Annotated in this window: 23 protein-coding genes; 13 read left to right on the forward strand and 10 right to left on the reverse strand. The window is 51.6% G+C overall.

Annotation, left to right across the window (positions count from 1 at the left end):
* Positions 1 to 144: 144 nt before the first annotated feature.
* From IQ256_RS08295 to IQ256_RS08315, 5 genes are all read right to left on the reverse strand, one after another.
* The gene (locus IQ256_RS08295; protein ID WP_193855073.1) at positions 145 to 642 is read right to left on the reverse strand and encodes a GNAT family N-acetyltransferase; all 498 of its coding nucleotides are present in this window, start codon (positions 640 to 642) and stop codon (positions 145 to 147) included.
* On the reverse strand, positions 642 to 833 hold the full coding sequence (locus IQ256_RS08300) for a hypothetical protein (RefSeq protein ID WP_193855074.1): 192 nt from the start codon (positions 831 to 833) through the stop codon (positions 642 to 644). Before IQ256_RS08300 ends, IQ256_RS08295 begins: the two co-directional genes overlap by 1 nt.
* 68 nt (positions 834 to 901) lie before the next feature.
* Entirely contained in the window at positions 902 to 2,686 is a 1,785-nt protein-coding gene (locus IQ256_RS08305) for a sodium:solute symporter family protein (protein ID WP_193855075.1), read from the reverse strand.
* Positions 2,687 to 2,810: 124 nt separating this feature from the next.
* Positions 2,811 to 5,435 (reverse strand): DUF4132 domain-containing protein, encoded by a 2,625-nt coding sequence (locus IQ256_RS08310; RefSeq protein WP_193855076.1) that lies wholly within the window; start codon positions 5,433 to 5,435, stop codon positions 2,811 to 2,813.
* Positions 5,436 to 5,437: 2 nt separating this feature from the next.
* Positions 5,438 to 5,833, reverse strand: coding sequence for a hypothetical protein (locus IQ256_RS08315; RefSeq protein ID WP_193855077.1), 396 nt, complete (start codon positions 5,831 to 5,833; stop codon positions 5,438 to 5,440).
* Positions 5,834 to 6,179: 346 nt separating this feature from the next.
* On the opposite strand from IQ256_RS08315, the gene IQ256_RS08320 reads away from it, so the two are divergent.
* The 3 genes from IQ256_RS08320 (at position 6,180) to IQ256_RS08330 (ending at position 7,067) form a co-directional block, all read left to right on the forward strand.
* Positions 6,180 to 6,389 carry a hypothetical protein gene (locus IQ256_RS08320; protein WP_193855078.1) on the forward strand — a complete coding sequence of 70 codons (210 nt, stop codon included), beginning with the start codon at positions 6,180 to 6,182 and terminating at the stop codon, positions 6,387 to 6,389.
* Between the two features lie 85 nt (positions 6,390 to 6,474).
* On the forward strand, positions 6,475 to 6,618 hold the full coding sequence (locus tag IQ256_RS29520; RefSeq protein ID WP_228024687.1) for a DUF433 domain-containing protein: 144 nt from the start codon (positions 6,475 to 6,477) through the stop codon (positions 6,616 to 6,618).
* 80 nt (positions 6,619 to 6,698) lie between these two features.
* The gene (locus tag IQ256_RS08330; protein ID WP_193855079.1) at positions 6,699 to 7,067 is read left to right on the forward strand and encodes a hypothetical protein; all 369 of its coding nucleotides are present in this window, start codon (positions 6,699 to 6,701) and stop codon (positions 7,065 to 7,067) included.
* A 124-nt stretch (positions 7,068 to 7,191) separates the two neighbouring features.
* Here the strand turns inward: IQ256_RS08330 and IQ256_RS08335 are convergent, their stop codons facing one another.
* The 3 genes from IQ256_RS08335 to IQ256_RS08345 form a co-directional block, all read right to left on the reverse strand.
* Positions 7,192 to 7,440, reverse strand: coding sequence for a hypothetical protein (locus IQ256_RS08335; RefSeq protein ID WP_193855080.1), 249 nt, complete (start codon positions 7,438 to 7,440; stop codon positions 7,192 to 7,194).
* Entirely contained in the window at positions 7,410 to 7,577 is a 168-nt protein-coding gene (locus tag IQ256_RS08340; protein ID WP_193855081.1) for a hypothetical protein, read from the reverse strand. The genes IQ256_RS08335 and IQ256_RS08340 overlap by 31 nt, the downstream gene beginning before the upstream one ends.
* Positions 7,578 to 8,037: 460 nt before the next feature.
* On the reverse strand, positions 8,038 to 8,748 hold the full coding sequence (locus tag IQ256_RS08345) for a LuxR C-terminal-related transcriptional regulator (protein ID WP_193855082.1): 711 nt from the start codon (positions 8,746 to 8,748) through the stop codon (positions 8,038 to 8,040).
* Positions 8,749 to 8,844: 96 nt separating this feature from the next.
* On the opposite strand from IQ256_RS08345, the gene IQ256_RS08350 reads away from it, so the two are divergent.
* From IQ256_RS08350 to IQ256_RS08360, 3 genes are all read left to right on the forward strand, one after another.
* Entirely contained in the window at positions 8,845 to 9,534 is a 690-nt protein-coding gene (locus IQ256_RS08350) for a DJ-1/PfpI family protein (RefSeq protein ID WP_193855083.1), read from the forward strand.
* Positions 9,535 to 9,634: 100 nt separating this feature from the next.
* Entirely contained in the window at positions 9,635 to 9,928 is a 294-nt protein-coding gene (locus IQ256_RS08355; RefSeq protein WP_193855084.1) for a DUF4160 domain-containing protein, read from the forward strand.
* On the forward strand, positions 9,925 to 10,206 hold the full coding sequence (locus IQ256_RS08360) for a hypothetical protein (RefSeq protein WP_193855085.1): 282 nt from the start codon (positions 9,925 to 9,927) through the stop codon (positions 10,204 to 10,206). Before IQ256_RS08355 ends, IQ256_RS08360 begins: the two co-directional genes overlap by 4 nt.
* A gap of 90 nt (positions 10,207 to 10,296) precedes the next feature.
* Here the strand turns inward: IQ256_RS08360 and IQ256_RS08365 are convergent, their stop codons facing one another.
* Positions 10,297 to 11,091 (reverse strand): HEAT repeat domain-containing protein, encoded by a 795-nt coding sequence (locus tag IQ256_RS08365; RefSeq protein WP_228024688.1) that lies wholly within the window; start codon positions 11,089 to 11,091, stop codon positions 10,297 to 10,299.
* 19 nt (positions 11,092 to 11,110) lie between these two features.
* A complete protein-coding gene (gene hemL / locus IQ256_RS08370) occupies positions 11,111 to 12,412 on the reverse strand; it encodes a glutamate-1-semialdehyde 2,1-aminomutase (RefSeq protein ID WP_193855086.1) in 1,302 nt (433 codons plus the stop codon).
* A 251-nt stretch (positions 12,413 to 12,663) separates the two neighbouring features.
* Between hemL and hisIE the strand changes: the two genes are divergently transcribed.
* The 7 genes from hisIE (at position 12,664) to IQ256_RS08405 (ending at position 22,230) form a co-directional block, all read left to right on the forward strand.
* A complete protein-coding gene (gene hisIE / locus IQ256_RS08375) occupies positions 12,664 to 13,308 on the forward strand; it encodes a bifunctional phosphoribosyl-AMP cyclohydrolase/phosphoribosyl-ATP diphosphatase HisIE (protein ID WP_193855087.1) in 645 nt (214 codons plus the stop codon).
* A gap of 128 nt (positions 13,309 to 13,436) precedes the next feature.
* Positions 13,437 to 15,536 (forward strand): NAD-dependent DNA ligase LigA, encoded by a 2,100-nt coding sequence (gene ligA, locus IQ256_RS08380; protein WP_370623380.1) that lies wholly within the window; start codon positions 13,437 to 13,439, stop codon positions 15,534 to 15,536.
* Between the two features lie 116 nt (positions 15,537 to 15,652).
* Positions 15,653 to 17,401, forward strand: coding sequence for an alpha/beta hydrolase (locus IQ256_RS08385; RefSeq protein WP_193855088.1), 1,749 nt, complete (start codon positions 15,653 to 15,655; stop codon positions 17,399 to 17,401).
* Positions 17,402 to 17,409: 8 nt separating this feature from the next.
* Positions 17,410 to 18,363: a tRNA pseudouridine(55) synthase TruB gene (gene truB, locus IQ256_RS08390; protein WP_193855089.1), complete on the forward strand. Its 954-nt coding sequence runs from the start codon at positions 17,410 to 17,412 to the stop codon at positions 18,361 to 18,363.
* Between the two features lie 110 nt (positions 18,364 to 18,473).
* Positions 18,474 to 18,590, forward strand: a complete 117-nt coding sequence (locus IQ256_RS08395; protein WP_006455505.1) for a photosystem II reaction center protein I — start codon at positions 18,474 to 18,476, stop codon at positions 18,588 to 18,590.
* Positions 18,591 to 18,858: 268 nt separating this feature from the next.
* A complete protein-coding gene (locus IQ256_RS08400; protein WP_193855090.1) occupies positions 18,859 to 21,198 on the forward strand; it encodes a DUF3769 domain-containing protein in 2,340 nt (779 codons plus the stop codon).
* Between the two features lie 300 nt (positions 21,199 to 21,498).
* Positions 21,499 to 22,230 (forward strand): hypothetical protein, encoded by a 732-nt coding sequence (locus IQ256_RS08405; RefSeq protein ID WP_193855091.1) that lies wholly within the window; start codon positions 21,499 to 21,501, stop codon positions 22,228 to 22,230.
* Positions 22,231 to 22,250: the final 20 nt, after the last annotated feature.

A 22,250-nucleotide genomic window follows, 5' to 3' on the forward strand; every position in this document is an offset into this window, starting at 1 on the left:
ATTACTCTGGCGGACAAACAGAATACAGCCGCTAGCGCTACTCACTGCCAACACACCCCGCCCGTTGGGCACCCCTCCGGTGGAGGGGATTTACTTCAGGCTTATGCATTTTGTTGCCGAGGTAATATCTCTAGTTATCTATCTCTAGATATCTACAGACATCCATCTCGCTTGCGGTGTGTAACCCAGCTTTTGATATAGGCTAAGCGCAGCGATATTATCTTCAAATACCTGTAAGTTGACCTGCTGATAGTTCTGCTCTTTTGCCCATTGATGAGCGTGTCGCATGAGCGCGCTACCGAGACCTTTGCGACGGTGGGCGGCTTCTACATAGAGTAAAAAAACGTAGGCTTGCCGGTGTCCGTTGCGCTGATCGATAGATTCGCCTAGCCAAAGGCAGCCCACAGGCTGGTGCCGCTGCAGTCCTGGCAATCCCCCTGATAGAAAGGATTGAGGGCCGATCAGCCACCACAGCTTAGAGCTAGCAGTGAAGTGGCGATTGACGGTATCGGCTAGATGGTCACCGGTTTCGGTAGCGCCCAAATCGCGATAGGCGCGCTGCATAAATTTGACTAGGCGAGCTCTATCTAATGTAGAGCCAGATTCTAGCCGATATCCGGGAACAGCAAAGGAGCTAGGCACTAAGTAGTTGGAAAAACTGCGATGTCTACACTTACGCCCGTATGGTCAAGGAGTACGGAGATGGGTTCTTCTATCGGCGCAGGGGCCATCATATCGCTGGGTAGAAAAATTCTGGCGCTGACGGCTAGTAGCGCAACTGCAAAAATCAGTACGATAAACAGCGGTGCAATATATTGACGAAAGAAACCCATGGCGGCGCGACTTAATTGAAGTTATGTAAATTCCTACTTTCATCTTAGCGGGTTAGCTTCGCCAAATTCTAGCCATCTTCGACCCCAGGGCGAGGCGTCGAAAAGGCAGGTCGTTTGGTGAGCTGACGTAGCCAGAAACCACTGATTACCGCAATGGCTAAAGAGAGCCAGCCAGTAAGCGATCGCAACAACAAAAACCCACCCACCGCAAACATCGACCCAAACAGTACTAGCCCTGCCGCCACTGCTTTTTGCCCGTCTAGAGCCAGATTCTGCAATGGCTTTATCCCCGTGCGCTGCTGCTGCTTTTGCCAGCCTGGTCCCCCAGGGCGAACCTTCGCATAAAAGCGATCTAACACCTGATCGCTCTCTGCTGGCGTCAATAGCATCGTCACTACCCATACCAGCGTTGTTACAGCAGTAATAATCATTAGCCGCAAGCCAAACTCCTCTATCACCAGCCAGCTCGGCCCCGCGCTGGTCACCAACCCAACCAAGAAACCAACCACCACCGCTGCTAGCTCAGCCGCCGCGTTGATTCGCCACCAAAACCAGCGCAAGATCAAAACCAGCCCCGGCCCGGTACCGACAGCGATGACTAGCCGAAAAATCGTCGCGATATCGTTCGAAACGAAAGCGGCCATGCCGCCTAAAATCGCTATCAGGATCGAAGCTATCCTGCCTGCTAGCAGCTTCTCACCAGTCGTCGCGGTCGGGCTCAAAAACCGAACATACCAGTCAGTCGTGAGATAGGACGCACCCCAGTTAATCAAGGTTGAGACTGTGCTCAAGAAAGCCGCGATTAAAGAAGTCACCACCACACCCAAAATCACGGGTGGTAGATAGTCCACCAGCAGTAAAGGGTAGCCCAGCTCTTTATCAACCAGATCTGGATAGAGCACAACGGCGGCGAGGGCTGAGATGATCCAGGGCCAAGTCCGTACGACGTAGTGTAAAACGCTAAATAACCAAGCGGCTTTTTCAGCATCCGCCGTCGTTTTCGAGGCAGCTAGTCGCTGAACGAACTCACCGCCGCCATCGCTGCGCCGAAAAGACCACCACTGCAAAAAGCCATAGGCCAGAAAAGTGCTGGAGGGAATCGCCGCCAGAGCGCTCCATTCAATTCCTTGATCGAACCGCAGCGGGGTAAAAGTCAGCAACTCAGGGTTGCTGGCGCTGAGCTGTTCAACCAGCGGGCGCATACCGCCGACTGCATTGACAGAGACAGCCGCAACCACTAGGGAGCCGAGCAGCGCCACGAAAAATTGAAAGAAATCTGTAGCAACTACATTCCAAAGACTAGAGAAGGCAGCGTAGAAGATGACAATGACCGTAAGTGCGATCGCGCTCCAAACCTTCGGTCCGCCTACCGACGCATCCGTTCCATCCCACACTTGCAGCACCGCCATCAGCTTCATCATCGCCAGCATTGCATAGCCAATGCCCAAGCAGTTAATCGGCACCGCGAACAAAAACGCCTTCACTCCCCGCAGCACCGCCGCCCGCTCACCGCCATAGCGCAGCTCAGTTAGCTCCGCGTCCGTGACAATCTCTGAGCGTCGCCACAGCCGCGCGAACAGATAGATCATCAGCACATGGGCAAAGCCAAAGCACCACCATTCCCAATTACCCGCAATCCCGCGATTGGCCACAATCCCAGCAATATAAAGCGGCGTATCCGCAGAAAACGTCGTCGCTGCCATACTGGTGCCTGATAGCCACCAAGAGAGCGATCGCCGCGCAGCAAAAAAATCTATCCGCTCCGGGTTCAGCACTCGGCGAGAGACATACGCACCCAAAACCAGCGTCAAAATTAGGTAGCCAATAACAATCAGCCAGTCGATAGGTTGCATAAGCTCAGTATCCGCAGTCTCTGTGTAGTGCTAGCAGTCTAGTACTGAAAAGACAAGGAATGTTCGAGACTGTTGACTCATCACAAACAACCAGTTCAACTATGGAACTCTACGCCAACGCTCCTTACGCCAACCCTCTTTGTATCTGTTGCACAATGGTTTCATCTTTTATGTTGGCATCGTCCGCTAGCAAAAAGGCTTTGCTCAAAATCAACGATAGCGTTTTATCGCCCTCAAAAGGCAGGAAAAATGACTCGGCGTGAGCGTTATGACTCCTTACAATGCATAAGTATTGATCGTTAGGTTCCATCAGAATATTGCTGCTGCCTAAGTGAATTTTATAGGTACGGATATCGCCTTTAACGATCAAGAAACGGTCTTGAAATGAGCAGCGATCGCGAATTTTCTTTAACTTAGGGACCAAGTTCTCTAACGCCTGCCGCCGGGTTTTCGCAGTGGCAGAAAGATCGCCAAAAGAATAGCTATGCCAGTAGGTTTGGTGCTGATGCCGATTGCCGCTATCAATCCAGTTAGGGTCATTACCAACGCTAGCAACGCCTACAAACAAATCGATATCTCGCATCGCTTCGGTGAAAACGATGGCCGGAATATTAGATAAGCCGAGCGGTTCTATCGCTGCCGGGCTATTAAGAAGCTGAAAGCTGGTGTGATCGGTTGCTACATGCCAAAAAGTACCTGCGTCTGTCGAGTCCTCGCCGTACTCTTCACCCACGCCTTCTACTCTAAATTTTGCTTGGAGATCCCAATGAGGCAGCATTAGAACAGCCGAACTGTCCAAGTTGCAATCTATCATTAGCTGCAATGAGTACCGCCAACCTCTGCGATCACACAGTGCCTTGAACTGATGCTGCTTGAGGATATGGGCTGCAAAGCGGTTGGAGTATGTGCGCGTGGCCTCCTCTGCCGGGGTGAGCAAATAGACCTCTCTGTGCGCTTGCTTAAAGGGCTGTTGGATCTGATATTCCCACAGTTGGCGACGCCATGCCTGGATGGTCTCACTATCGGAGGTGATGGGGTGCCAGAGGCTGACTCGGGTGGTATCATCCAGCTCAGAAATGGGTTGCCCTTCGAGGTTAACTAGCCGATCCGTCTGCCAAATACCTACGGTGTGAGAGGTTTCTTTTTCCTCTGTGCCTGACTCAAACTGCCAGAGCAGCCGTCTTGCTAATGTTCCAACTAAGGGATGATCTAAATAGCGCGATCGCCAGGTTGCAAAGTCCCAGGTTCTGGGCTGAAGATAAATCGATTCGATGCGATCGCGCTGTACAGGCAGCATACGCCTGAGTTCTTTGACGGTCTGCTTTAGATTCTTCAGCGCCTCAGCAGAGTGATCTTTAACCGCCTTAGGAACAGATTTTTGTGATTTTCCGTCGGGTCGAATCCAGCTAATAACAACCCGGTTAGTATCTCTTACTCGTAGCTCAGCCGTATAGTCGCCTAGCGTCTCACGAAGAATCCCGACCTCTGTCAGGCCATAGGTCGGTACAGACATTTCTTCAATTTCTATCCAAGTTAGGCCCTCTCGCTCGGCAACCTGGGTTAGAGCTTTCTCTATTTGTTTCTGAGCGGGCGTGAACTTCACCTTCGCTTTGAGTAAAGATAGCTGTTCTACGGCCTGCGGAATTTGCATTCGTCCCAGCGCCATAACGCAGACGTTGCCAAGACTGATTCTGCGCGAACCGTGCTCGTTATTCTTGCTATAAGCAGCATTGGCCAGGCTCCCGATGGCTTGGGCTAGCTCGGCATTATTTTGCTCAGCACCAAGCCACATTAGCCATTTGAAAATGTAACTGTTGTAGTAGAAGCTGTTCCGCCCTTTTTCGTTCAAAACAATTGGCTGCTGCTCTACCAATGGAAGCCAGCTGAGCAACGCTCGCACAAAAGAGTCTTTTCCGATAATTTCTAACTCTGATGAGACAGCTTTCAACCACGTCTTGGAAGGTTTAGATCCTGGTGCTCTATTACACTGATTCAACAAATGTACCCAGGCAGCTCTTACTTCAATTGGACAGGCTCTAACATATTCAGCGGCTAGGTCAGATTTACTTGTTCTAATTACCTGCGGCATGGTTTCTAGGCCAATAGATGTCAGAACATACAAACCGGCCTTCCAAGCGTATCCGTCTAAATCATTCACTAAAACAGAGCCACTTGCATCGAGATTGGTATATATCCTCTCTATACTTTCTTGCAGGGCTAGTGTCAGGGGATGAGCTTCTAGATAGTGATTTAAGATAACTGAGATGCCGACGTAGCTCGCATGTCTGGCCGTTTTGTCTGACAGGGGTAGAGAGGAGATATGAGATAGCCACTCCATTACTTGTGGGTAGGTAAAAGGTAGCTTCTGGCAGGTTATCCGAGCCATGTCATGGAGAACGTAGCTAATGCTATCAACCCCCTGGCGACGCCCTTTTGTTTCATCTGTCTCAACTCGCGGTAGGTCTGTTTCTATCTGCCTGCGATACCAGCGCTTTATTTCGAGCGAAAGTATAACGTTGTTTTTGGGTGAGAGCGAACGGAGCTGGTCAGCTAGCTTTTGACAATCTTCATAGGCAGAAGGGAAAGAATTCTCAATTTTCTTAATCAGTACATTTCTGTCTTCGGTAGAGCCCGAACGGAGCTGGTCAACTAGCTTTCGTTGACATTTATGGGCAAAGAAGAAAGAGTTTTCAATTTCCTTAATTAGTGCTAAGCACTCTTCTTGGCTCAGCGTAGCGTCTTCACTCATCACTACCCACCTACCAAAGGAACAAGCTTTAAGAAGGCAACAGTCGTCTCAGGTGCTACGACAATTTCATCATCTAAGGCGATTGCCTGCTCGTCATTGACTAGAACAATAAAGCCATTGCTTTGAAAGGATGCGATCGCCTGCTCGAACTGCGCTTCCCAGCTAATCCTTCTAGGCGCTCTCAGCTTGTACCCGTTCAGCATTTTTTCTGTTCCTGACGGCTGTACAAGCCCTGAAAAATACGCTGACGGCTCTGTATTGTAATCCTTGACCTCTTGGTACACCCGCGAGCGAATCAGCTCTCGCACTGTGATTGTCTCAGTCAAAAAATCCAGTACAAATGTAGGTTCTTTCTCATCTAGCGTATTCACATCACAAATATTCAGACTATTAGACACGTTCTACAAGCCTCCTTAAGACGTTACTTACACTGATTGAGGCAGCCTCAACATCAAAACAGTACATTTGAACTCTCTCCCATATTCTAGCGGAGGGATTAAGGAAAGGTAGCTAAGCAGTCGAAGCTTCGCTATCTTCAGCTATGCGATCACGTATCAACGCTTCAGTACATCCGTTTAATCCACAAGATAGGGCGTTAGCTGAGTAATTACTATGTGCTGTCAAAGTTTGCCAGTCACAACGATTAGCTTTTGAGAATCTATTCAGAGTAGGGGCTTTAAAGCGTAGTCACGAGAACCACGTTTGAAGATGGGCATATTAGTGCTACTCCATCTATCGAAGCACATGGCTATCAATCCCTACGAACCTGAGCTAGCAAAGCGAAAAAAGGCATTTGAAATCGCGTATGCCCAGCTTAGTAAGCACATGCATAAGTTAAGAAACCATGGTGCCGAATTTCGCCAACAAATGGAAGCAGCGGATGAAGCGCTAAAAGATTACAGAGCAACAGGCTATGCACTTGCTGAGTGGATAGAGCGGAAACCAGAAGGCTAATAGCCCTAATAGCTGCTTTCCCGAACGAATTTCGCAACCTGCCCTTTGACGTAGAATAAAGGCTATCGCTTGCGAGCATGTCGGCATGGATAGAATTGTGGTTGACCCACTGATTCACTTTGGCAAACCCTGTATCGCCGAGACGCACATTCCCGTTCAGAATGTGCTCGAACTACCCAATGAAGAGCTATCTTTTAGCGATATCATCCGCGACTACTATAGTGAGTAGTGAGCTGCAAACGGAGGATATCCGCGCTTGCCTTCAGTATGCGATCGCATCACTGCAAAACTCTGAAAAAGGCATCAGGCATGACTGATCGACTAGACCGAATTGAAGAAGGACTAGAAACCCTCAGTAACACCATCAACTTGTTGATAATTGAGTTCATTCAGCCCAGCGCCCAGCAAGCTCGCGCTAACTACGAACGGCTAGATCGCCTAGAGGCTGCATTGGAGAGAACAGTCGATGGACAATCTGTTAATGAACAGCAAATCGCGAGGAATGCCGAAGCCTTCTCGGTTCTGACCGAACGGGCTATCGAGAGCGATGACCGATTTAATATTCTGATTCAAGAGATGCGTGCAGATCGGCGTGCTAGTCAGCAAGCTACCCAGGCGCTGCTATTAGCGATGGCGAACATCAATGGGCGCGTAGAAGATTTAGAGCAGGCCAGCTAGAACAGAGATTTCAGTGTTGTGTAATCAGATTGTTTATCCCCTACTGACATCGCTTTAGCTCAAAATGGTGCTTCACCTAGGGGTCTTATCTATCCTTTTTAATCAGACATGCCAAGGCGTTTAGTTAGGCTTGATAATCACGCTGATTTATGACTGAAAAGGCGCGATCACACACCCCTCTATCAACAAAACGGTCATCTAGCTGAGAGGCGATCGCCATCTGTTGTTCGATCTTAGCCATCCACACCTCACGGCCATAGATACCCGCTTTGAGATCGGAGACACGAAAGTCTTGGCCTATCTCATCCCAGTAAACATGCTCCCCGCCTAGATCGACGGCTTCTAGCTGAGCCTCGGTTGCTTCGAGCGGCACCCAATCATTACCCCGTCGTATCTGACCATCTCTAATAGGCGCACTGGCCAGATGCCAGCAGAGCCATCAGCAAACTCCACCACTACCGCCTTACGTTCACGGTCGTAGTGAGCACTGGTCGCTTTATTGTGCAGCATAATATTTTTTGGCCCCTTCTGTGAGTATCTCTAGATTATCTCTGCAAAGTTTGAGTGCTCACCTAGTATGCTTTGCTATCGTCTTCATCCGCTCATCTTTAGCCAGTCGCATCTCCGTTGGTTCAGAGCCAGAGATATCTATTTTTACTTCTAACAAGCGATCTCTAGTAACGACATGAACGTGTATCGGAGGATGGTCACCGGGGTAACCCAAAATACGAAGATCACCTGTTTGCAAAAGTATCGGCACTACACTCTAAACGTTTGGGGTATGGGTACCTAGTTGCACATGAAAGCTCTCGGAACACGTTCGGACGCCGTTAGCGACCTCTAAGATAGTACATGCTAACTGCTCCAAAATTCTTCATTTTTGGAACAAGTAGATGCGTTGACGTAGCGAGAAAAGCAGGTGCTGAGTACTGCTAGTAGAACAAGTAAGCAACAGCGCTACTCAACGTTTCTATATATGTTCTCTTAGCTTCGCTACCATCTCCGTACGAGCGGAAACACCTAACTTCTTGAACATTCGCTTGAGCGCCTGCTTGACAGAATTCTGCGTAATCCATAGTTCTTTCCCAATCGCCGCATTGGTCAATCCTTTGGCCACTAAGTCTACGATTTCAACCTCTCGTGGTGTCAGCCGCTGAAGCAAGATGTTCTGGGCTGTAGCGGAAAGCGATCGCACTTCTGCAAGCCGCGCTGAGAAATGAGCACAGACCGCGCCTAATGCTGCTAGGTCTGATCGTCCAAAAGAGGGAGCGTTACCAATCCGCGCGAAATTTACCGTCCCAACTAAGCGACCTTTGCCGACAATCGGCCCCGTCATTATGTGCTCGTGATTATGGGTTGAACAGCACCTTTTATACAGCTCGCTTTGCTTCCAACCACCTTGTGGCAGAACAATCGCTTCATGGGCCGGTGCATGGTAATGGCGAACGTAGCGTAAGACCGGATCGACCGATGCACCATACTGCTGATAGCGCTCGATGAAAGTGTCTGAGACGCCCTTTGCATCAACACTTTTCAGTTTGTTTTGTTCATTTAATAAATAGATCCCCCAACGCTGTACGCCAAAGCAATCACTAGCGATATCCATAAATCGGTATCGCAAGACTTCTTCAGTAGGCGCGGTTGCGATCACACTGAAGAATGAGTGTAAGTCAGGGGGCATGATGTCGCTGAAGGTGTACCCACTTGAGGTCTATTCAACCTCTAGGCCGAGTTCTACGATCGTTTCACAACCGCAGACTATGAGCAACCGCGTACTATGCCTCCACTACAAATTGGCTTCGTGATTTACCCAGGCGTTATTCAGCTCGACTTGACCGGGCCTTACCAAGTTTTGTCTTTCCCACCGAATACGCAGACTCATCTAGTTTGGAAGGACTTGTCCCCCGTCGAAAGCAATGAAGGGCTAGTGCTCACGCCGACCACTACCTTTTCAGACTGTCCGCCATTGGATGTCATTTGTGTACCAGGTGGTGGATTAGGACAGCTTGACGCGATGAAGGACAAGAGCGTCCTAGCCTTTATAAAACGGCAGGCGGATGTTGCTCAGTATGTAACGAGTGTTTGCATAGGATCTATGATTTTAGCCGCAGCGCAAGTGCTAAACGGATATCGTGCGACTTGTCATTGGGCCTTTCGAGATCAGCTCGCCGCGCTAGGTGTAGAAGTTGTCCCACAGCGAGTAGTTGTGGATCGCAATCGAGTGACAGGTGCAGGCGTCACCTCTGGTATCGACTTTGCGTTCACTCTTTTGAGCCTGCTTTGCAATGAAGAGACCGCACAGGTAACTCAACTGATGATGGAGTACTCTCCAGAGCCCCCTTTCACCGCTGGAACACCGCAGACTGCTGGAAAAAAAGTGATAGCCTCTCTCATGCAGGAGGGTCAATCGTTCGTAGACGCATTTTGGAATCAGACCAGAGAGACGGCTAGTCAGCTATCGAAGTAGATGAACTTTTATCTGCAAAGCAGATCGGAGTTATTGTCGATTGCATCCGCGCTTTGCTGTATCTTTCTCATTGACCATCTTCATCATCTCTAACAAGCCTATGGTTACGGTCTTCCGCCTCGGCGGTATCCTCTATCTGGTGTACACCCGCGACCATCGCCCACCCCATGTGCATGTCAAACCTAGCCCAGTTCGGCCTGAGTGGGAGCTACGCATCTATCTTGGTAAACGAGAGGACGGTAGCGAAGATGCGTATGGTAGATCGCTAGGTGATGCCGAGATCCTGTCAGGTAAGCTCAAAGCTTCTAAAATAGAAGCATACGTCGAAATTCTAGTCGCAAATCTCGATCAGGCATGGGAAATTTGGGACTCAATTTACGGAGAAGACACATGACGCTCAGCCCTCTAACTTATGATGCCGTAATTTCAGCGCCAGAGGCTCTGCCAAGCGATCTAACCAGTGCCCGCTACGATGCAAAGACCAATGAGATTGTAGTTACCTTCAAAGATAACAAAGTTGTCCGTGTGCCTACTTCCGAGTTTGCAGAACTAGCTTCTGCTACTGCCGCCGATTACGAGTTTCTAGAGGGTACGCGCGCAGGCGTTACTTGCCTGAGCAAAGAGATTGACTTTGCCGTGGCCGCTGACTGGTGGCGAGAACAAGCAGGCTAGATTCAGCCATAGCCAGGGCGTCATATCTTTAATATAGAAGTTGCGGCAGCAAGCTAAGAATCTGCCGGGCGCAAATCGAGCCCGACAGTCTCAAAAATAACCGTCTTGCTCAATCTCTTCGATTACCTGGAGCCCGCGAGAGTCGCCTACACCTAAGATCGCAGAACGAGCATCCTCTTTAACGCCAAACTCATCGTCTTCTGCAAACGCCTCGATCAGCGCATCGATGGCCGTCGCATAGACCACATTTGACGGCAGTTCCGCGCAGATCTGTCCGATTGCCCAAGCACAGTTACTGCGAACCGCAGCGACGGCATCGCGGCGCAGTCCACCAATCAGAGCGGGCATCGCCTTAATCATGCAGTCATAGTCAATTTTGGGCGTTTGACCTAGCGCACTTGCCGCCCACAGGCGCACCGCCGCGATGTCATGTTTGAGCGCATCAATTAGCGTATCGATCGTCCTGGCATCATGGCTGTTGCCTAGCGCCCAGATCACCCCTTTGCGGACATAGCCATTCCAGTCTCGATGAAACTGAGCCATCAAAGGCTCCACGGCGGTCGAGCTAGTGTTGTGTCCTAGGGCATTGGCTGCGCTCACTCGCACCAGAGGACAAGGATCACCCAATAGACCGATTAAAAAGGGAATGGCCCGGTTGTCTACTATTTCACAGAAGGCCCTGGCACCTAGCATCCGCTGCTGACTATCAGGATGATATAGCAGCGCCAGCATCACATCCGCGTCCGGCTTCGGCTCATTTTCCTCCCCAGCAAGGGCGATCAGATCGAGCGGATCGTGCGGGCTAGCGCCGCCAATCTCAGCTTCTAGAACGGATAGCTCATCGTCGTATATGTTCACTGCACTTTTCGCTGCACTGTTCACCATATTGTGCTCACTGCATCGTCTAGATCTCTGCAAACACCCGACGCGCCGCAGCAATCGTTTGCTCAATGTCTTCGTCAGTGTGCGCTAGTGAGGTAAAGCCGGCCTCAAACTGAGAAGGTGCCAGGTAAATGCCCTCCTCTAGCATGCCTCGATGGAAGCGACTGAACTTCTCTAGATCGGAGGTCTTGGCATCGTCGTAGTTGTGGACAGGCGAGCCTGTAAAGAACATGCCGAACATGGCGCTGATGCTGCCTCCTGTCACCTCGTGGCCAGCATCGCGAGCGGCTGCTAGCAAGCCTTCGCTGAGCTTTTTAGTGATTCGTTCTAGCTGATCGTAAGCACCGGAGCGACGCAGAATTTCGAGCGTTTTGATCCCGGCGGTCATCGCTAGAGGATTGCCAGAAAGCGTACCAGCTTGATAGACAGGGCCAGCAGGTGCAATCATTTCCATAATTTCGCGGCGACCACCGTACGCGCCAACAGGCAGGCCACCGCCGATGACTTTACCCAGCGTCGTCAAGTCAGGCGTGACGTTGAACTTTTGTTGGGCACCACCATAGGAAATGCGAAAGCCAGTCATTACTTCGTCAAAAACCAACAGCGCACCGTTGTCTTTGGTGATTTCTCTGAGACCTTCGAGGAAGCCAGCGTCTGGCACGACAAAACCAGAGTTGCCGACCACAGGCTCTAAGATTACCCCAGAAATCTCATCGGGATTTTCAGCAAAGAGCTTTTTGACCGCTTCTAAATCGTTGTAGGGGGCGTTTAGCGTATCAGCGGTAGCCGCTTTAGGAACGCCTGGAGAATCAGGCAGGCCGAGTGTCGCCACGCCAGAGCCAGCCTTGACCAAGAACATATCGGCATGGCCGTGGTAGCAGCCTTCAAACTTGATGATCTTGTTGCGGCCTGTAAAGGCACGCATCAGGCGAAGCACGGCCATACAGGCTTCTGTACCAGAGTTAACGAAGCGAACCATCTCGACGCTAGGAACCGCATCAATCACCATTTCAGCCAGCACGTTTTCTAGCTGGCAAGGCGCACCAAAGCTAGTACCGTTATCGAGCGCGGCATGGAGCGCTTCTAAGACCTCTGGATGAGCGTGACCGCAAATCGCAGGCCCCCAAGTACCAACGTAATCAATGTACTTATTCTCGTCTACGTCCCAAACGTACGCGCCTTTGACCCGTTTGAAGACGATGGGCTGGCCGCCGACAGAACGAAAAGCCCGAACGGGAGAGCTGACGCCACCGGGCATGAGAGACTGGGCTGCTGAGAAAATCTCGTCAGACTTGGTTGTTTTTAAGGTCGTGGTGCTAACCAAAGCGCGCTCCTGAATTGAGTGTTTAAAAGCAGTGTTTTTTATCGTAGCGGGTTGGGTTCGCTTTTGTTTTTGAATGGTGTCGTAATGTTACGACTCTATTAATTAGGCAGGTTCAACTGGGCAGATGCTGATTGAGCTAAGAGATTGAGCCAGATATTGATCCCGGATCAAGATTGAAGCGATCGCACTCAGTTCAATGCCCACTCAGCCTGTAGCATGGAGACTATATTTTTGCTAATTCTCGACAAGCTATGACTCCGTTTGTGGGCACTGTTCCAATTGATCGAATCCGCTTTAATCAGCAGGGGTTAGTGCCTGCGATCGCCCAAGACTATCTAGACGGCACCGTGCTAATGATGGCTTGGATGAACGCCGACGCCTTGCAAAAGACGATGGAGACAGGCGAGGTCTGGTACTGGAGCCGTTCGCGCCAAGAGCTGTGGCATAAGGGCGCAACCTCTGGCCACATCCAAAAGGTGAGGAGCTTGCGCTATGACTGCGACAGCGACGCGCTACTGGTGACGATTGAACAGATAGGCGATATTGCCTGCCACACCGGAGCGCGCAGCTGCTTTCATCAGATCGAAAATCCAGAGGGCACTCAGGTGTTGCCACCGCCTGCGGATACGCTCTCACAGGTGTTTGGTGTGATTCGCGATCGCAAGCAAAACCCTCAGCCAGGCTCATATACCAACAAGCTTTTTGAGGGTGGCGACAATAAAATCTTGCAAAAGATTGGCGAAGAAGCGGTCGAGGTCGTCATGGCCTGCAAAGATGATGAGCCCGACGAGATCGCCGGAGAAGTGGCCGATTTGCTCTATCACACGCTCGTGGCGATCGCCCACCACGATGTCGATCTAAAAGAGGTCTATCGCAAACTGCAATCGAGACGATGAAGCGACCAAAAGCTGAGATGAGCGATTGAGTCAAGGTTTAAGCCAACGCTGAGGTTGAATAGCGTAGACAATTGATTGCATAATGAGTGCAGAAAATTTAGTACAAGTGAACTATTTAGAGGTAGAAAGTGGTTCTAGAGCAGGCTGAGCAAGCACCTATCCCAAAAACTGGCACCCAAAAAGCTGACCAGACGCCCGATCAGAAGATCGAAAAGAGGGCGGCTGAACTGCGATCACAGCTGCAAAAAGCCAGCTACGCCTACTACGTGCTTGACGCCCCCGACCTGCCAGATTCTGTCTACGATCGGCTTTATAGAGAGCTACAAGATCTAGAAGAGCAATACCCAGCACTACAGACAGCCGACAGCCCCACCCAAAGAGTCGGAGCCGAGCCCGCCGAACAATTTACCTCCGTTCGCCACAACATCCCGCTCTACAGCCTCGAAAATGCCTTCGACACCGAAGAGTATTTAGACTGGCAGGCCCGTTGGCAGCGGCTAGAGCCCGACGTGGGCGAAGCAACTGCTGTCACCGAACTCAAGATTGACGGTAATGCCCTCGCGCTGACCTATGAAAATGGCATGCTCACACGCGGCGTTACCCGTGGCGACGGCGTTGTCGGCGAAGATATTACCCAGAACGTTCGCACCATCCGCACGATTCCGCTGCGGCTGCATACAGAAGCCGGGCAGACGCCGCCACCCATTGTTGAAGTGCGTGGGGAAGCCTTTTTGCCGCTAGACGTATTCGACGATATCAACCAAAAGCGCGAGGCTGAAGGCACAGCGCTATTTGCTAACCCCCGTAATGCCGCCGCCGGAACGCTGCGTCAGCTAGATGCCAAAGTCGTGGCTGAGCGCCGACTCGATTTCTTTGCCTATACGGTGCTGATGCCCGCTGGCTCAGGTGACTTCAGCGCACCGACCGACCAATGGGCCGCCCTGGAATTCTTACAGACGCTTGGATTTCGGGTCAACCCGAATCGGAAGCGGTGCCAGTCGGCCACAGAAGTCGCTAGCTATTACGACGAGTGGGAAGAAAAGCGCCACGATCTGCCCTATCTCACCGATGGCGTGGTGGTCAAGCTCAACAGCTTTGAATTGCAGGATCGCTTGGGCTTTACTAACAAATTTCCGCGCTGGGCGATCGCACTCAAATACCCCGCCGAAGAAGTCCCCACTATTCTCAATGACGTGACAGTTCAAGTGGGCCGTACCGGAGCCATTACCCCGGTGGCCGAACTCAATCCGGTTCAGCTAGCAGGCACTACCGTATCTCGCGCTACCTTGCACAATGCCGATCGCCTCGCCGAACTAGATTTGCATCTGGGCGATACGGTGATTGTCCGCAAGGCCGGAGAGATTATTCCCGAGGTCGTTCGCGTACTGCCCACGCTGCGGCCCACAGACGCGATCGCCTATCAGCTACCTGCGAACTGTCCTGTCTGTGGCCAGCCTGTGGTCAAACCCGAAGGCGAAGCCGTCACTCGCTGTGTCAATCAATCTTGTCGGGCCATTCTCAGCGGCAGCTTACGGCACTGGGCGAGCCGCGATGCACTAGATATCAGCGGCCTCGGAGAGCGGCTGGTGCAAAGCTGGATTGATCAGAGTGTGGTGAGCTCGATTGCCGATCTGTACGATCTAACCCTAGAAGATCTGCTGCCACTAGAGCGGATGGGCAAGCAGCTAGCCAATAAGCTCTTGCAGGCGATCGCACTTTCAAAGCAGCGGCCTTGGCCAAAGGTGCTCTACGGGCTAGGCATTCGGCTAGTCGGCAGTACCAACGCTCAGATTCTGGCGGATAGCTTTCCGTCGGCAGCAGCATTAGCAGCGGCGGATGAGAGTGCGATCGCCCAGATCTACGGCATTGGCCCAGAGATTGCCCAATCTGTCCGGCAGTGGTTTCAGCTACCGGCCAATCAAGAATTAATCGCTAGGCTCCAGGCGGCGGGGCTGCAGCTAGCGGCGACTACTCAGCCAGCCAGCCAGCAAACCCAGCCCTTAGCAGGGAAAAGTTTTGTACTCACTGGCACCTTACCCACCTTGAAGCGGGCTGAGGCAAAAGCTCAGATTCAAGCGGCTGGTGGCAGGGTAAGTGGATCGGTCAGCACCAAAACAGATTATGTTGTTGTCGGTGAGAATGCTGGGTCTAAGCAGGCCAAGGCAGATGAACTCGGATTGACACAAATTAGCGAAGCAGAGCTGATCGAACTACTTAAGGATTCTTAAAAAGGGTGCTTAAACTGATTTTGAAGCCTGGATTTTAAGCCTGGATTCTCAGCTCAGTAATAACGCTAATGAGCTAATTTAACTATTGGCAGATTGAATTAGCCAGTTGACTATCTATGCGGATCTTGCAATCAGCGCCCTACTCACTATTCTCGTCTTTGTTTAACCAGAGATTGTTCAGGCAGGGGGCATGGGGCCTAGGAATAGGGCTGTTGCAGGCGGTGCTCGCCCTCTCTCCTCAGTCAGCTAGGCCGGGCCAGGCCGCCGAAAAGATCGTCTTTTCTCTCGGTTCGGGGATTGAACGCTCTCTTTCTGTTGATTCTTTGGCGCTATATGCCGAGGAAGGTGTCATCACTGAAGAACTTGCCGCCTATCTACCCTATCTACAACAAGTTGATCCAGCTACTTTGAACCAGGTCCGTGAGATCTTAACAGAGCGGGTAGATACAGATGTGACCGCCGTTGCCCAGTTCAGCTATACCGAACAGGGCGAATATCTCCTGCAGCAAACAGGGGACGTTTTTCGGACCGGGGCACGGCTATCAGGCGCACAGGGACTGCGGGGCGCAGCGATCCTGGCAGCAGCCGACCTAGAAGAAGGGCTGACACTGTTAAACGTGATTCAACGGTTTCCGACCCCGGTGCTGCGGATAGATATTCGCAAAGGCATTGCGATCGCACAGCTGTTCGACGAGGCTTTTCAACAGTCAGATACCGCCCTGGAGCTAGTCGAACAGATCTCTCTAGCCAGAGCGACTGAGGATCTACCCGGCGATACTTCTGGCATTAGGCTGACACAGCTAGTCACAGAACCAGGCCCTTTTAGAGTCAGGCGTCAGCCAATCCGAGTCAAGGCCAGCAATCGACCAGTCGATATCTATACTCCGATCTTATCTACTGACTTGTTTGATCGCTCTATGCAGATGAGTGATTTTGTTTGGCCAGCCGTGGTGATTTCTCACGGTCTGGGCAATGACCGTAATACCTACGCCTACCTGGCAGAGTTCTTGGCTGAGCATGGCTTTGCCGTGATCAACATTGAGCACGGCGGCAGCAGCGATGAACAGATTTCGGCGCTGATTTCTGGCCTGAGAAACGAAGTCGTAGACACCGATGAATTCGTCAGTCGCCCTCAGATGATCTCAGAAGTGCTAGACGAACTAGAACGAAGAGACGACTTTCTAGAGAAAGGGAGTGGACGGATTGATTTCAACAATATCGGCGTTATTGGACAATCTTTTGGGGGCTATACGGCCCTTGCTATTGCGGGTGCGCCGCTCAATCTTCGGCAGCTACGAGCAGACTGCCCGCTCACATCGCTGAGCTTTAACGTTTCGCTGCTGCTCCAGTGTCAGGCGGTCGAACTGTCCGAAGAGAACAGTCTCAACGAAAATCTCAACTTTCGCGATCCTCGTATCCGAGCGGCGATCGCCATCAACCCCATTACCAGTAAATTGTTTGGCCAGGAAAGCTTAGCCGAAATCGACATTCCGCTGATGATGATTTCGGCTAGCAACGACACAATCGCCCCGGCCCTGCCCGAACAGATCCGGCCTTTTACCTGGCTGACGAAGGCCCCTCACTATCTGCTGGTCATGCAGGGGGCGACTCACTTTTCCACCATTGGCATTACCGGCACAGAAACTTTCGAGCTGCCACCCGCCGTTGTCGGCCCCCATCCTGAAATCGCTCAAGACTATACTCAGGCGATGAGTCTGGCATTTCTAAATACCTATCTCAAAGACGAAGAACAATACGCTGCGGTGCTCACCAGCGCCTTTACCACTCGCTTTAGTGAACCAGAAATTCCGCTTAGCCTGATCTCAGAACTTACACCCGAGCAGCTAGCCGAGCAGCTTAGATAAAGACTTTCATGATCCACGGTTTTATCAATCTCAACAAGCCAGTCGGCTGGACCTCACACGATTGCGTTGCCCGTACGCGCGGGCTTTTGAACACCCGAAAAATCGGCCATGGCGGCACGCTTGACCCCCTAGCAACCGGCGTTTTGCCACTGGCGGTGGGGCGAGCGACGCGGCTATTACAGTATCTGCCTGGCGGCAAGGCGTACCGAGCAGTCATTAGATTTGGTCTGACGACTACCACCGACGACCTAGAGGGAGACATCGCCGAACAGCGAGATGCCAGTGAGCTAGAAAAGGCGGCGGTAGAGGCGGCGCTGCCTAGATTCATTGGAGAAATTGAACAAACTCCACCGATGTACAGTGCCATTCAAGTAGACGGACGGCGGCTATACGATCTCGCTAGAGCTGGCAAAACAGCGGCGGTGCCTAAACGGCTAGTGACTATTGAGCGCCTAGTCAGCCAAAGCTGGAAAGCAGGCGCGCAGCCGGAGCTGACAGTAGAAGTCACTTGTGGGGCTGGTACGTACATTCGCTCTCTCGCTAGGGATTTAGGCGAGGCCGTCGGTACCGGGGCGACCCTAGCAGGATTGACGCGCACCTACAGCAGCGGGTTTGAAATTGCCGATAGCATTGGTTTAGAAGAGTTGGAGCAGGCGATCGCACAGGGCACTTTCACCCCTGTTCCAGCCGGAAAAGCCATGGCGCATTTGGATGCGATCGCCCTGCCGCCAGCATTAGCTCGGCGCTGGCAGCTTGGGCAAAAGCTAGCAATTACAGCAGACATTCCTATTCCCGCACCGATCAGCGGCAGCGCCGACTATCCACCCGTCCGCATTCTAGAAGCAGCAACTCAAACGTTTCTAGGCATCAGCGAAATTCGAGTGCTACCTACAGATCACTCATCAACAAATAGCGCCAGCAAAATTCTGGCACCTAAGCGAGTGTTTTTAACAGCAGACTGACGGCACTCATGTTTGTAACTTTTGTTCACACAGTGCTCAACTATTACTTACAAGGTAGAAGATTACGATATGATTAAACTTACTTTTGTAACTGCGTTTGGAAATAAAAAATGGTAACGCTCAAAATCGTCGTATATCTCACGGTTTCATTCTTTGTGGGCCTCTTTATCTTTGGATTTTTGAGCGGTGACCCTGCCCGCAACCCCAGTGGTAGAGATTTCGACTAATCCACAACTCACTAATCTACAATTCTTAGAAATTGAAAACTCAGGACTTAGCGCGACGTCGTTTTTTAGTCCTGAGTTTTTTAGTGAGGATTTTATCAGCCGAAGGCGCTGTGATCGTGCAGGGTCATAGGCACTTTGACCATCTAGACGTATATTTTTAGCCGAGTATGAGGCCAATTGTTAACGTGGTTGGTTGGCAATAGTCAATTCTCATAGCGGTGTGAGAGGGTGTATTGGTCAGTATTGAGAGCAAGGGGGCGGAGCGCAGATGGTTCATATCAACTTACCCCCTCAGCCTCAGCCAGTTGCCGCCATCGAAGCGATCGCAAAACCAACCCAAAGCCCACAGAACTCCATAAATCGATACCTTGACCAGCAGCAGGCGAAGACTGAAAACACTGCGATCGCCGCTCCCAAGGCTCATTTATCGAAGCTGATAGATGGACTAGAGCAGCAAGATCTCAGTCGACAAAAGCCAAGATTGCTATCACCTATCGAAGCAGTTCCTTCCACACCGCTCGCTCAGACTACGACAGATCAACTCCCTGTCGTAGCGCCTAGCGTAGTAGATACCGAACCTGAAGAGAGTTTAGAAACCGAAGAGGGTCTAGGAACCGAAGAGAACGCGGAAATCCAAGACTTAGAGCCCGACGAGAATTTGGGAACCGAAGAAGGCTCAGAGCCTGGAACCATCTTCTTCCTAGAACCGAACGAAGCTGAAACGAATGAGCAGCTTTCCGACGAAGAATTTATTTCGCAGCTATCGCTCACAGCAGATTTTCAAGCCTATAATCCCGCAGCGCAGGTGATCACAGCGCGAGGCGACGTTCGTTTGCAAGTCGGCGATTCTATTATTGAAGCCGACCAGGTCTGGGTCAATCTGACTAATCGCTTTGCCCTAGCAGAAGGTAATGTGCTGCTAACAACAGGCGGACAGCTAGCGCGGGGCGATCGCGCTGAATACAACTTTATCCAGCAGGCAGGGGTAATCGGCGGCGCAGTTGGAACGCTATTTCTACCTGATATTGAGGAGGATTTTGCATCGCCTTTAGCAGGCAACCGTCGCTCTCGGCGCGTTTTTGATCCGGTTAGCCGAGACCCAACGTTCGACGTTATCAATGATGGCAATGTTCAAGTTGGAAGCCGGGCCGACAGCCAGCCATCCGATGGCGATGGCGAATTAGACGGCAATGGACAGCTAAATCAGCTTCGGTTTGAGACTGACGAGCTTTCTTTTGGCGTAGAAGGCTGGCGAGCGGAATCGGTGCGGATTACTAACGATCCCTTTTCTCCACCCGAGGTAGAGCTGCGCGCCGATGGACTGCTGTTACGCAATCTATCGGCGACTCAAGACGAGCTCTTGCTAAAGCGACCGAGGCTGGTCTTTGATCAAGGACTAGCGCTGCCTTTGTTGCGATCGCGCATTCTGATCAGTCGAGGCAGCGGCGTCAACTCCGACGATCTTAATCCGGTGCCGATTGTGATTGGTGTGGATGGACGCGATCGCGGCGGGCTGTATATTGGCCGTCAGATTCCGCTGATCACTAGCCGCAGAACCCGATTCTCGATCACGCCTGAATATTTCGCGGCGCAAGCAGTAAGCGGCAACACGAGCTCACCCGTGGATCTAGAAAATTTTGGCGCTACTGTCAAGCTAGACAATCGGCTTTCACCCACCACTCGGCTTAGCGGCAGAGCCGAAGTCACTGGCCTTGACTTTGTAGACATTACAGAGGATATTCGCGCCCGGCTGAGCATCAATCAGGCGATCGCGCGGCACAGGCTATCGCTCCAATACAGCTACCGCGAGCGTCTCTTTAACGGGTCGCTAGGATTTCAAGATGTTCAGTCGAGCGTGGGAACGGTCCTAGTCTCACCGACCTTTACGCTTGGCAGCACGGGGCTCAAGCTTTCGTACCAGGCCAGCGCTCAGGTGATCAACGCTGAAACCGATCGAGAAGATCTGCTGCTTTCGAGTGGGTCTGATACGGGCCGAGTCACCCTCGGACGCTATCAGGGTAGTATTGCGCTCAAGCGCAGCTTCAACCTTTGGCGCGGCCAGCCCAAGCCCGCCACTCAAGAAGAAGGGCTCCGGTTCACGCCGCGTCCGGTCGTTCCTTATCTCGATCTCAATACAGGCATCCGCACTACGTCCACTCGCTACAGCAGCGGCGACTCGCAAAACAGTCTGCTAGCTGATATCGCCCTAGAAGCTCAGCTCGGCCACTTCTCACGTAACTTTGGCGACTATACTCGCTTGCTCTTGGGCTATTCTCAGTCTTTTATTGGGGACGCAACCTCGCCTTTCTTGTTCGACCGGGAGGTAGATCGCAACATTCTTTCGGTGGGCATCGCCCAGCAGCTATACGGTCCGATTATCGCCGGGTTTGAGACAGCTTTTAGTATCGATTCTGGCGATGCGGTTAGCACCACATATTCTTTAGAGTACAGCCGCCGCACCTATGGCATCCTGCTTCGATACAACGCCACCCAAGAGGCGGGATCTATCGGTCTTCGGCTCAGTAACTTCAACTGGATAGGCGACACTGATCCCTTTGATACGCCCCGGATTAGAGAGGTCGAAGCAGGCGTAATCGAAAGTTTTTGACCCCAAGGACTTGCCCCAAGGCCAGACATCCCTTTCGATCAGAAGGTGCGACTACGCCTAAGCATACTTGCCCATTGTCAAAAGATCAGGCTAAATGGTAAGGGTATTTACTTGTTTAAATCTGCTGAACGCTTTAGTCAGCTCATATATCGATCAGCTTACATCTGGCATCTATCACGCCGCTGAGAACCACGCTTATCGGCCAAAACGGCTGAGATATACCGCAGGTATCGGGGCGTTTGCCACATCGATCGGTCTTTCGCAGTAGGAAGTCACTTCTTGGAATAGGCAGCATTTCTTATGACTCTAGCCACATTTTCCACATCGATAGAGGCACAGCAGGCCGCTGCTCTCTTAGAAAGCTATCGCTTTGAGGTGGGCAATCATGATGCTCGCCAGTGGGTTTCTCTGTGGCTAGAATTCTATCGCCCCGTGTGGATCCGCGATGCGGTGGTTGAAGCGCTCTATCAGGGCCGCTACAAATCGCGCTCTGTCAAACAGATTCTAGAGCTGTGGGAGCGACGCGGACAGCCGGTTCGTCATGCTACTCACGAGTTTGAAGCGGCTGTCTGTCGTGAGTTTGGCGAGGTAAAACTGGTGACAACGCTGCCTCAATCTGCTGTTGAATCGAGTCAAGCGAGTCAAGCAGATCTAACCGAGGAACGTGCCAGAGAACGCGCCAGAGAACGCGCCAGAGAACGTGCTGGTCGCCGTGTTCACCAGTCATTGTCCGCGATCGCCGCCCATTCATCAGCTTCCAAATCATCAACGTTGGCTTCAGCAGAGACAGGCGCTGTAGCCGATACAACTAATACTGAAGGAACTAACGCTAACGAGTCAAACGGCTACAGCGCTAGTAGACAGCAATCGACGTCCGGCCCAGCAGAGACGGCTGATTTATTGCGATCGCACAAACAGCAAAACGGCATCCCCTTCTCCTCAGCTAGAGCCATTCAACCGTTCAAGCCAACCTTGCCCTTCTCCGCCCAGACCCTTCGACTAGCGAAGAAAAAAGCGTTTGCCGCTACCTAACTAGTGCTGGCATTGACCGC

Origin of the sequence: cf. Phormidesmis sp. LEGE 11477 (assembly GCF_015207105.1) — a bacterium.
Taxonomy (GTDB): Bacteria; Cyanobacteriota; Cyanobacteriia; order Phormidesmidales; family Phormidesmidaceae; genus Phormidesmis.

Excerpts from the sequence above, each read along its gene's own strand:
- IQ256_RS08365 (WP_228024688.1), bottom strand. The coding sequence starts at position 11,091 with ATGGTGAACAGTGCAGCGAAAAGTGCAGTGAACATATACGACGATGAG.
- hisIE (WP_193855087.1), top strand. The coding sequence starts at position 12,664 with ATGACTCCGTTTGTGGGCACTGTTCCAATTGATCGAATCCGCTTTAAT.
- IQ256_RS08300 (WP_193855074.1), bottom strand. The coding sequence starts at position 833 with ATGGGTTTCTTTCGTCAATATATTGCACCGCTGTTTATCGTACTGATT.
- IQ256_RS08355 (WP_193855084.1), top strand. The coding sequence starts at position 9,635 with ATGGTTACGGTCTTCCGCCTCGGCGGTATCCTCTATCTGGTGTACACC.
- IQ256_RS08340 (WP_193855081.1), bottom strand. The coding sequence starts at position 7,577 with ATGCTGCACAATAAAGCGACCAGTGCTCACTACGACCGTGAACGTAAG.
- IQ256_RS08350 (WP_193855083.1), top strand. The coding sequence starts at position 8,845 with ATGCCTCCACTACAAATTGGCTTCGTGATTTACCCAGGCGTTATTCAG.
- IQ256_RS08345 (WP_193855082.1), bottom strand. The coding sequence starts at position 8,748 with ATGCCCCCTGACTTACACTCATTCTTCAGTGTGATCGCAACCGCGCCT.
- IQ256_RS08330 (WP_193855079.1), top strand. The coding sequence starts at position 6,699 with ATGACTGATCGACTAGACCGAATTGAAGAAGGACTAGAAACCCTCAGT.
- IQ256_RS08310 (WP_193855076.1), bottom strand. The coding sequence starts at position 5,435 with ATGAGTGAAGACGCTACGCTGAGCCAAGAAGAGTGCTTAGCACTAATT.
- IQ256_RS29520 (WP_228024687.1), top strand. The coding sequence starts at position 6,475 with ATGGATAGAATTGTGGTTGACCCACTGATTCACTTTGGCAAACCCTGT.
- IQ256_RS08320 (WP_193855078.1), top strand. The coding sequence starts at position 6,180 with ATGGCTATCAATCCCTACGAACCTGAGCTAGCAAAGCGAAAAAAGGCA.
- IQ256_RS08405 (WP_193855091.1), top strand. The coding sequence starts at position 21,499 with ATGACTCTAGCCACATTTTCCACATCGATAGAGGCACAGCAGGCCGCT.
- IQ256_RS08400 (WP_193855090.1), top strand. The coding sequence starts at position 18,859 with ATGGTTCATATCAACTTACCCCCTCAGCCTCAGCCAGTTGCCGCCATC.
- truB (WP_193855089.1), top strand. The coding sequence starts at position 17,410 with ATGATCCACGGTTTTATCAATCTCAACAAGCCAGTCGGCTGGACCTCA.
- IQ256_RS08360 (WP_193855085.1), top strand. The coding sequence starts at position 9,925 with ATGACGCTCAGCCCTCTAACTTATGATGCCGTAATTTCAGCGCCAGAG.
- IQ256_RS08385 (WP_193855088.1), top strand. The coding sequence starts at position 15,653 with ATGCGGATCTTGCAATCAGCGCCCTACTCACTATTCTCGTCTTTGTTT.
- IQ256_RS08395 (WP_006455505.1), top strand. The coding sequence starts at position 18,474 with ATGGTAACGCTCAAAATCGTCGTATATCTCACGGTTTCATTCTTTGTG.
- IQ256_RS08305 (WP_193855075.1), bottom strand. The coding sequence starts at position 2,686 with ATGCAACCTATCGACTGGCTGATTGTTATTGGCTACCTAATTTTGACG.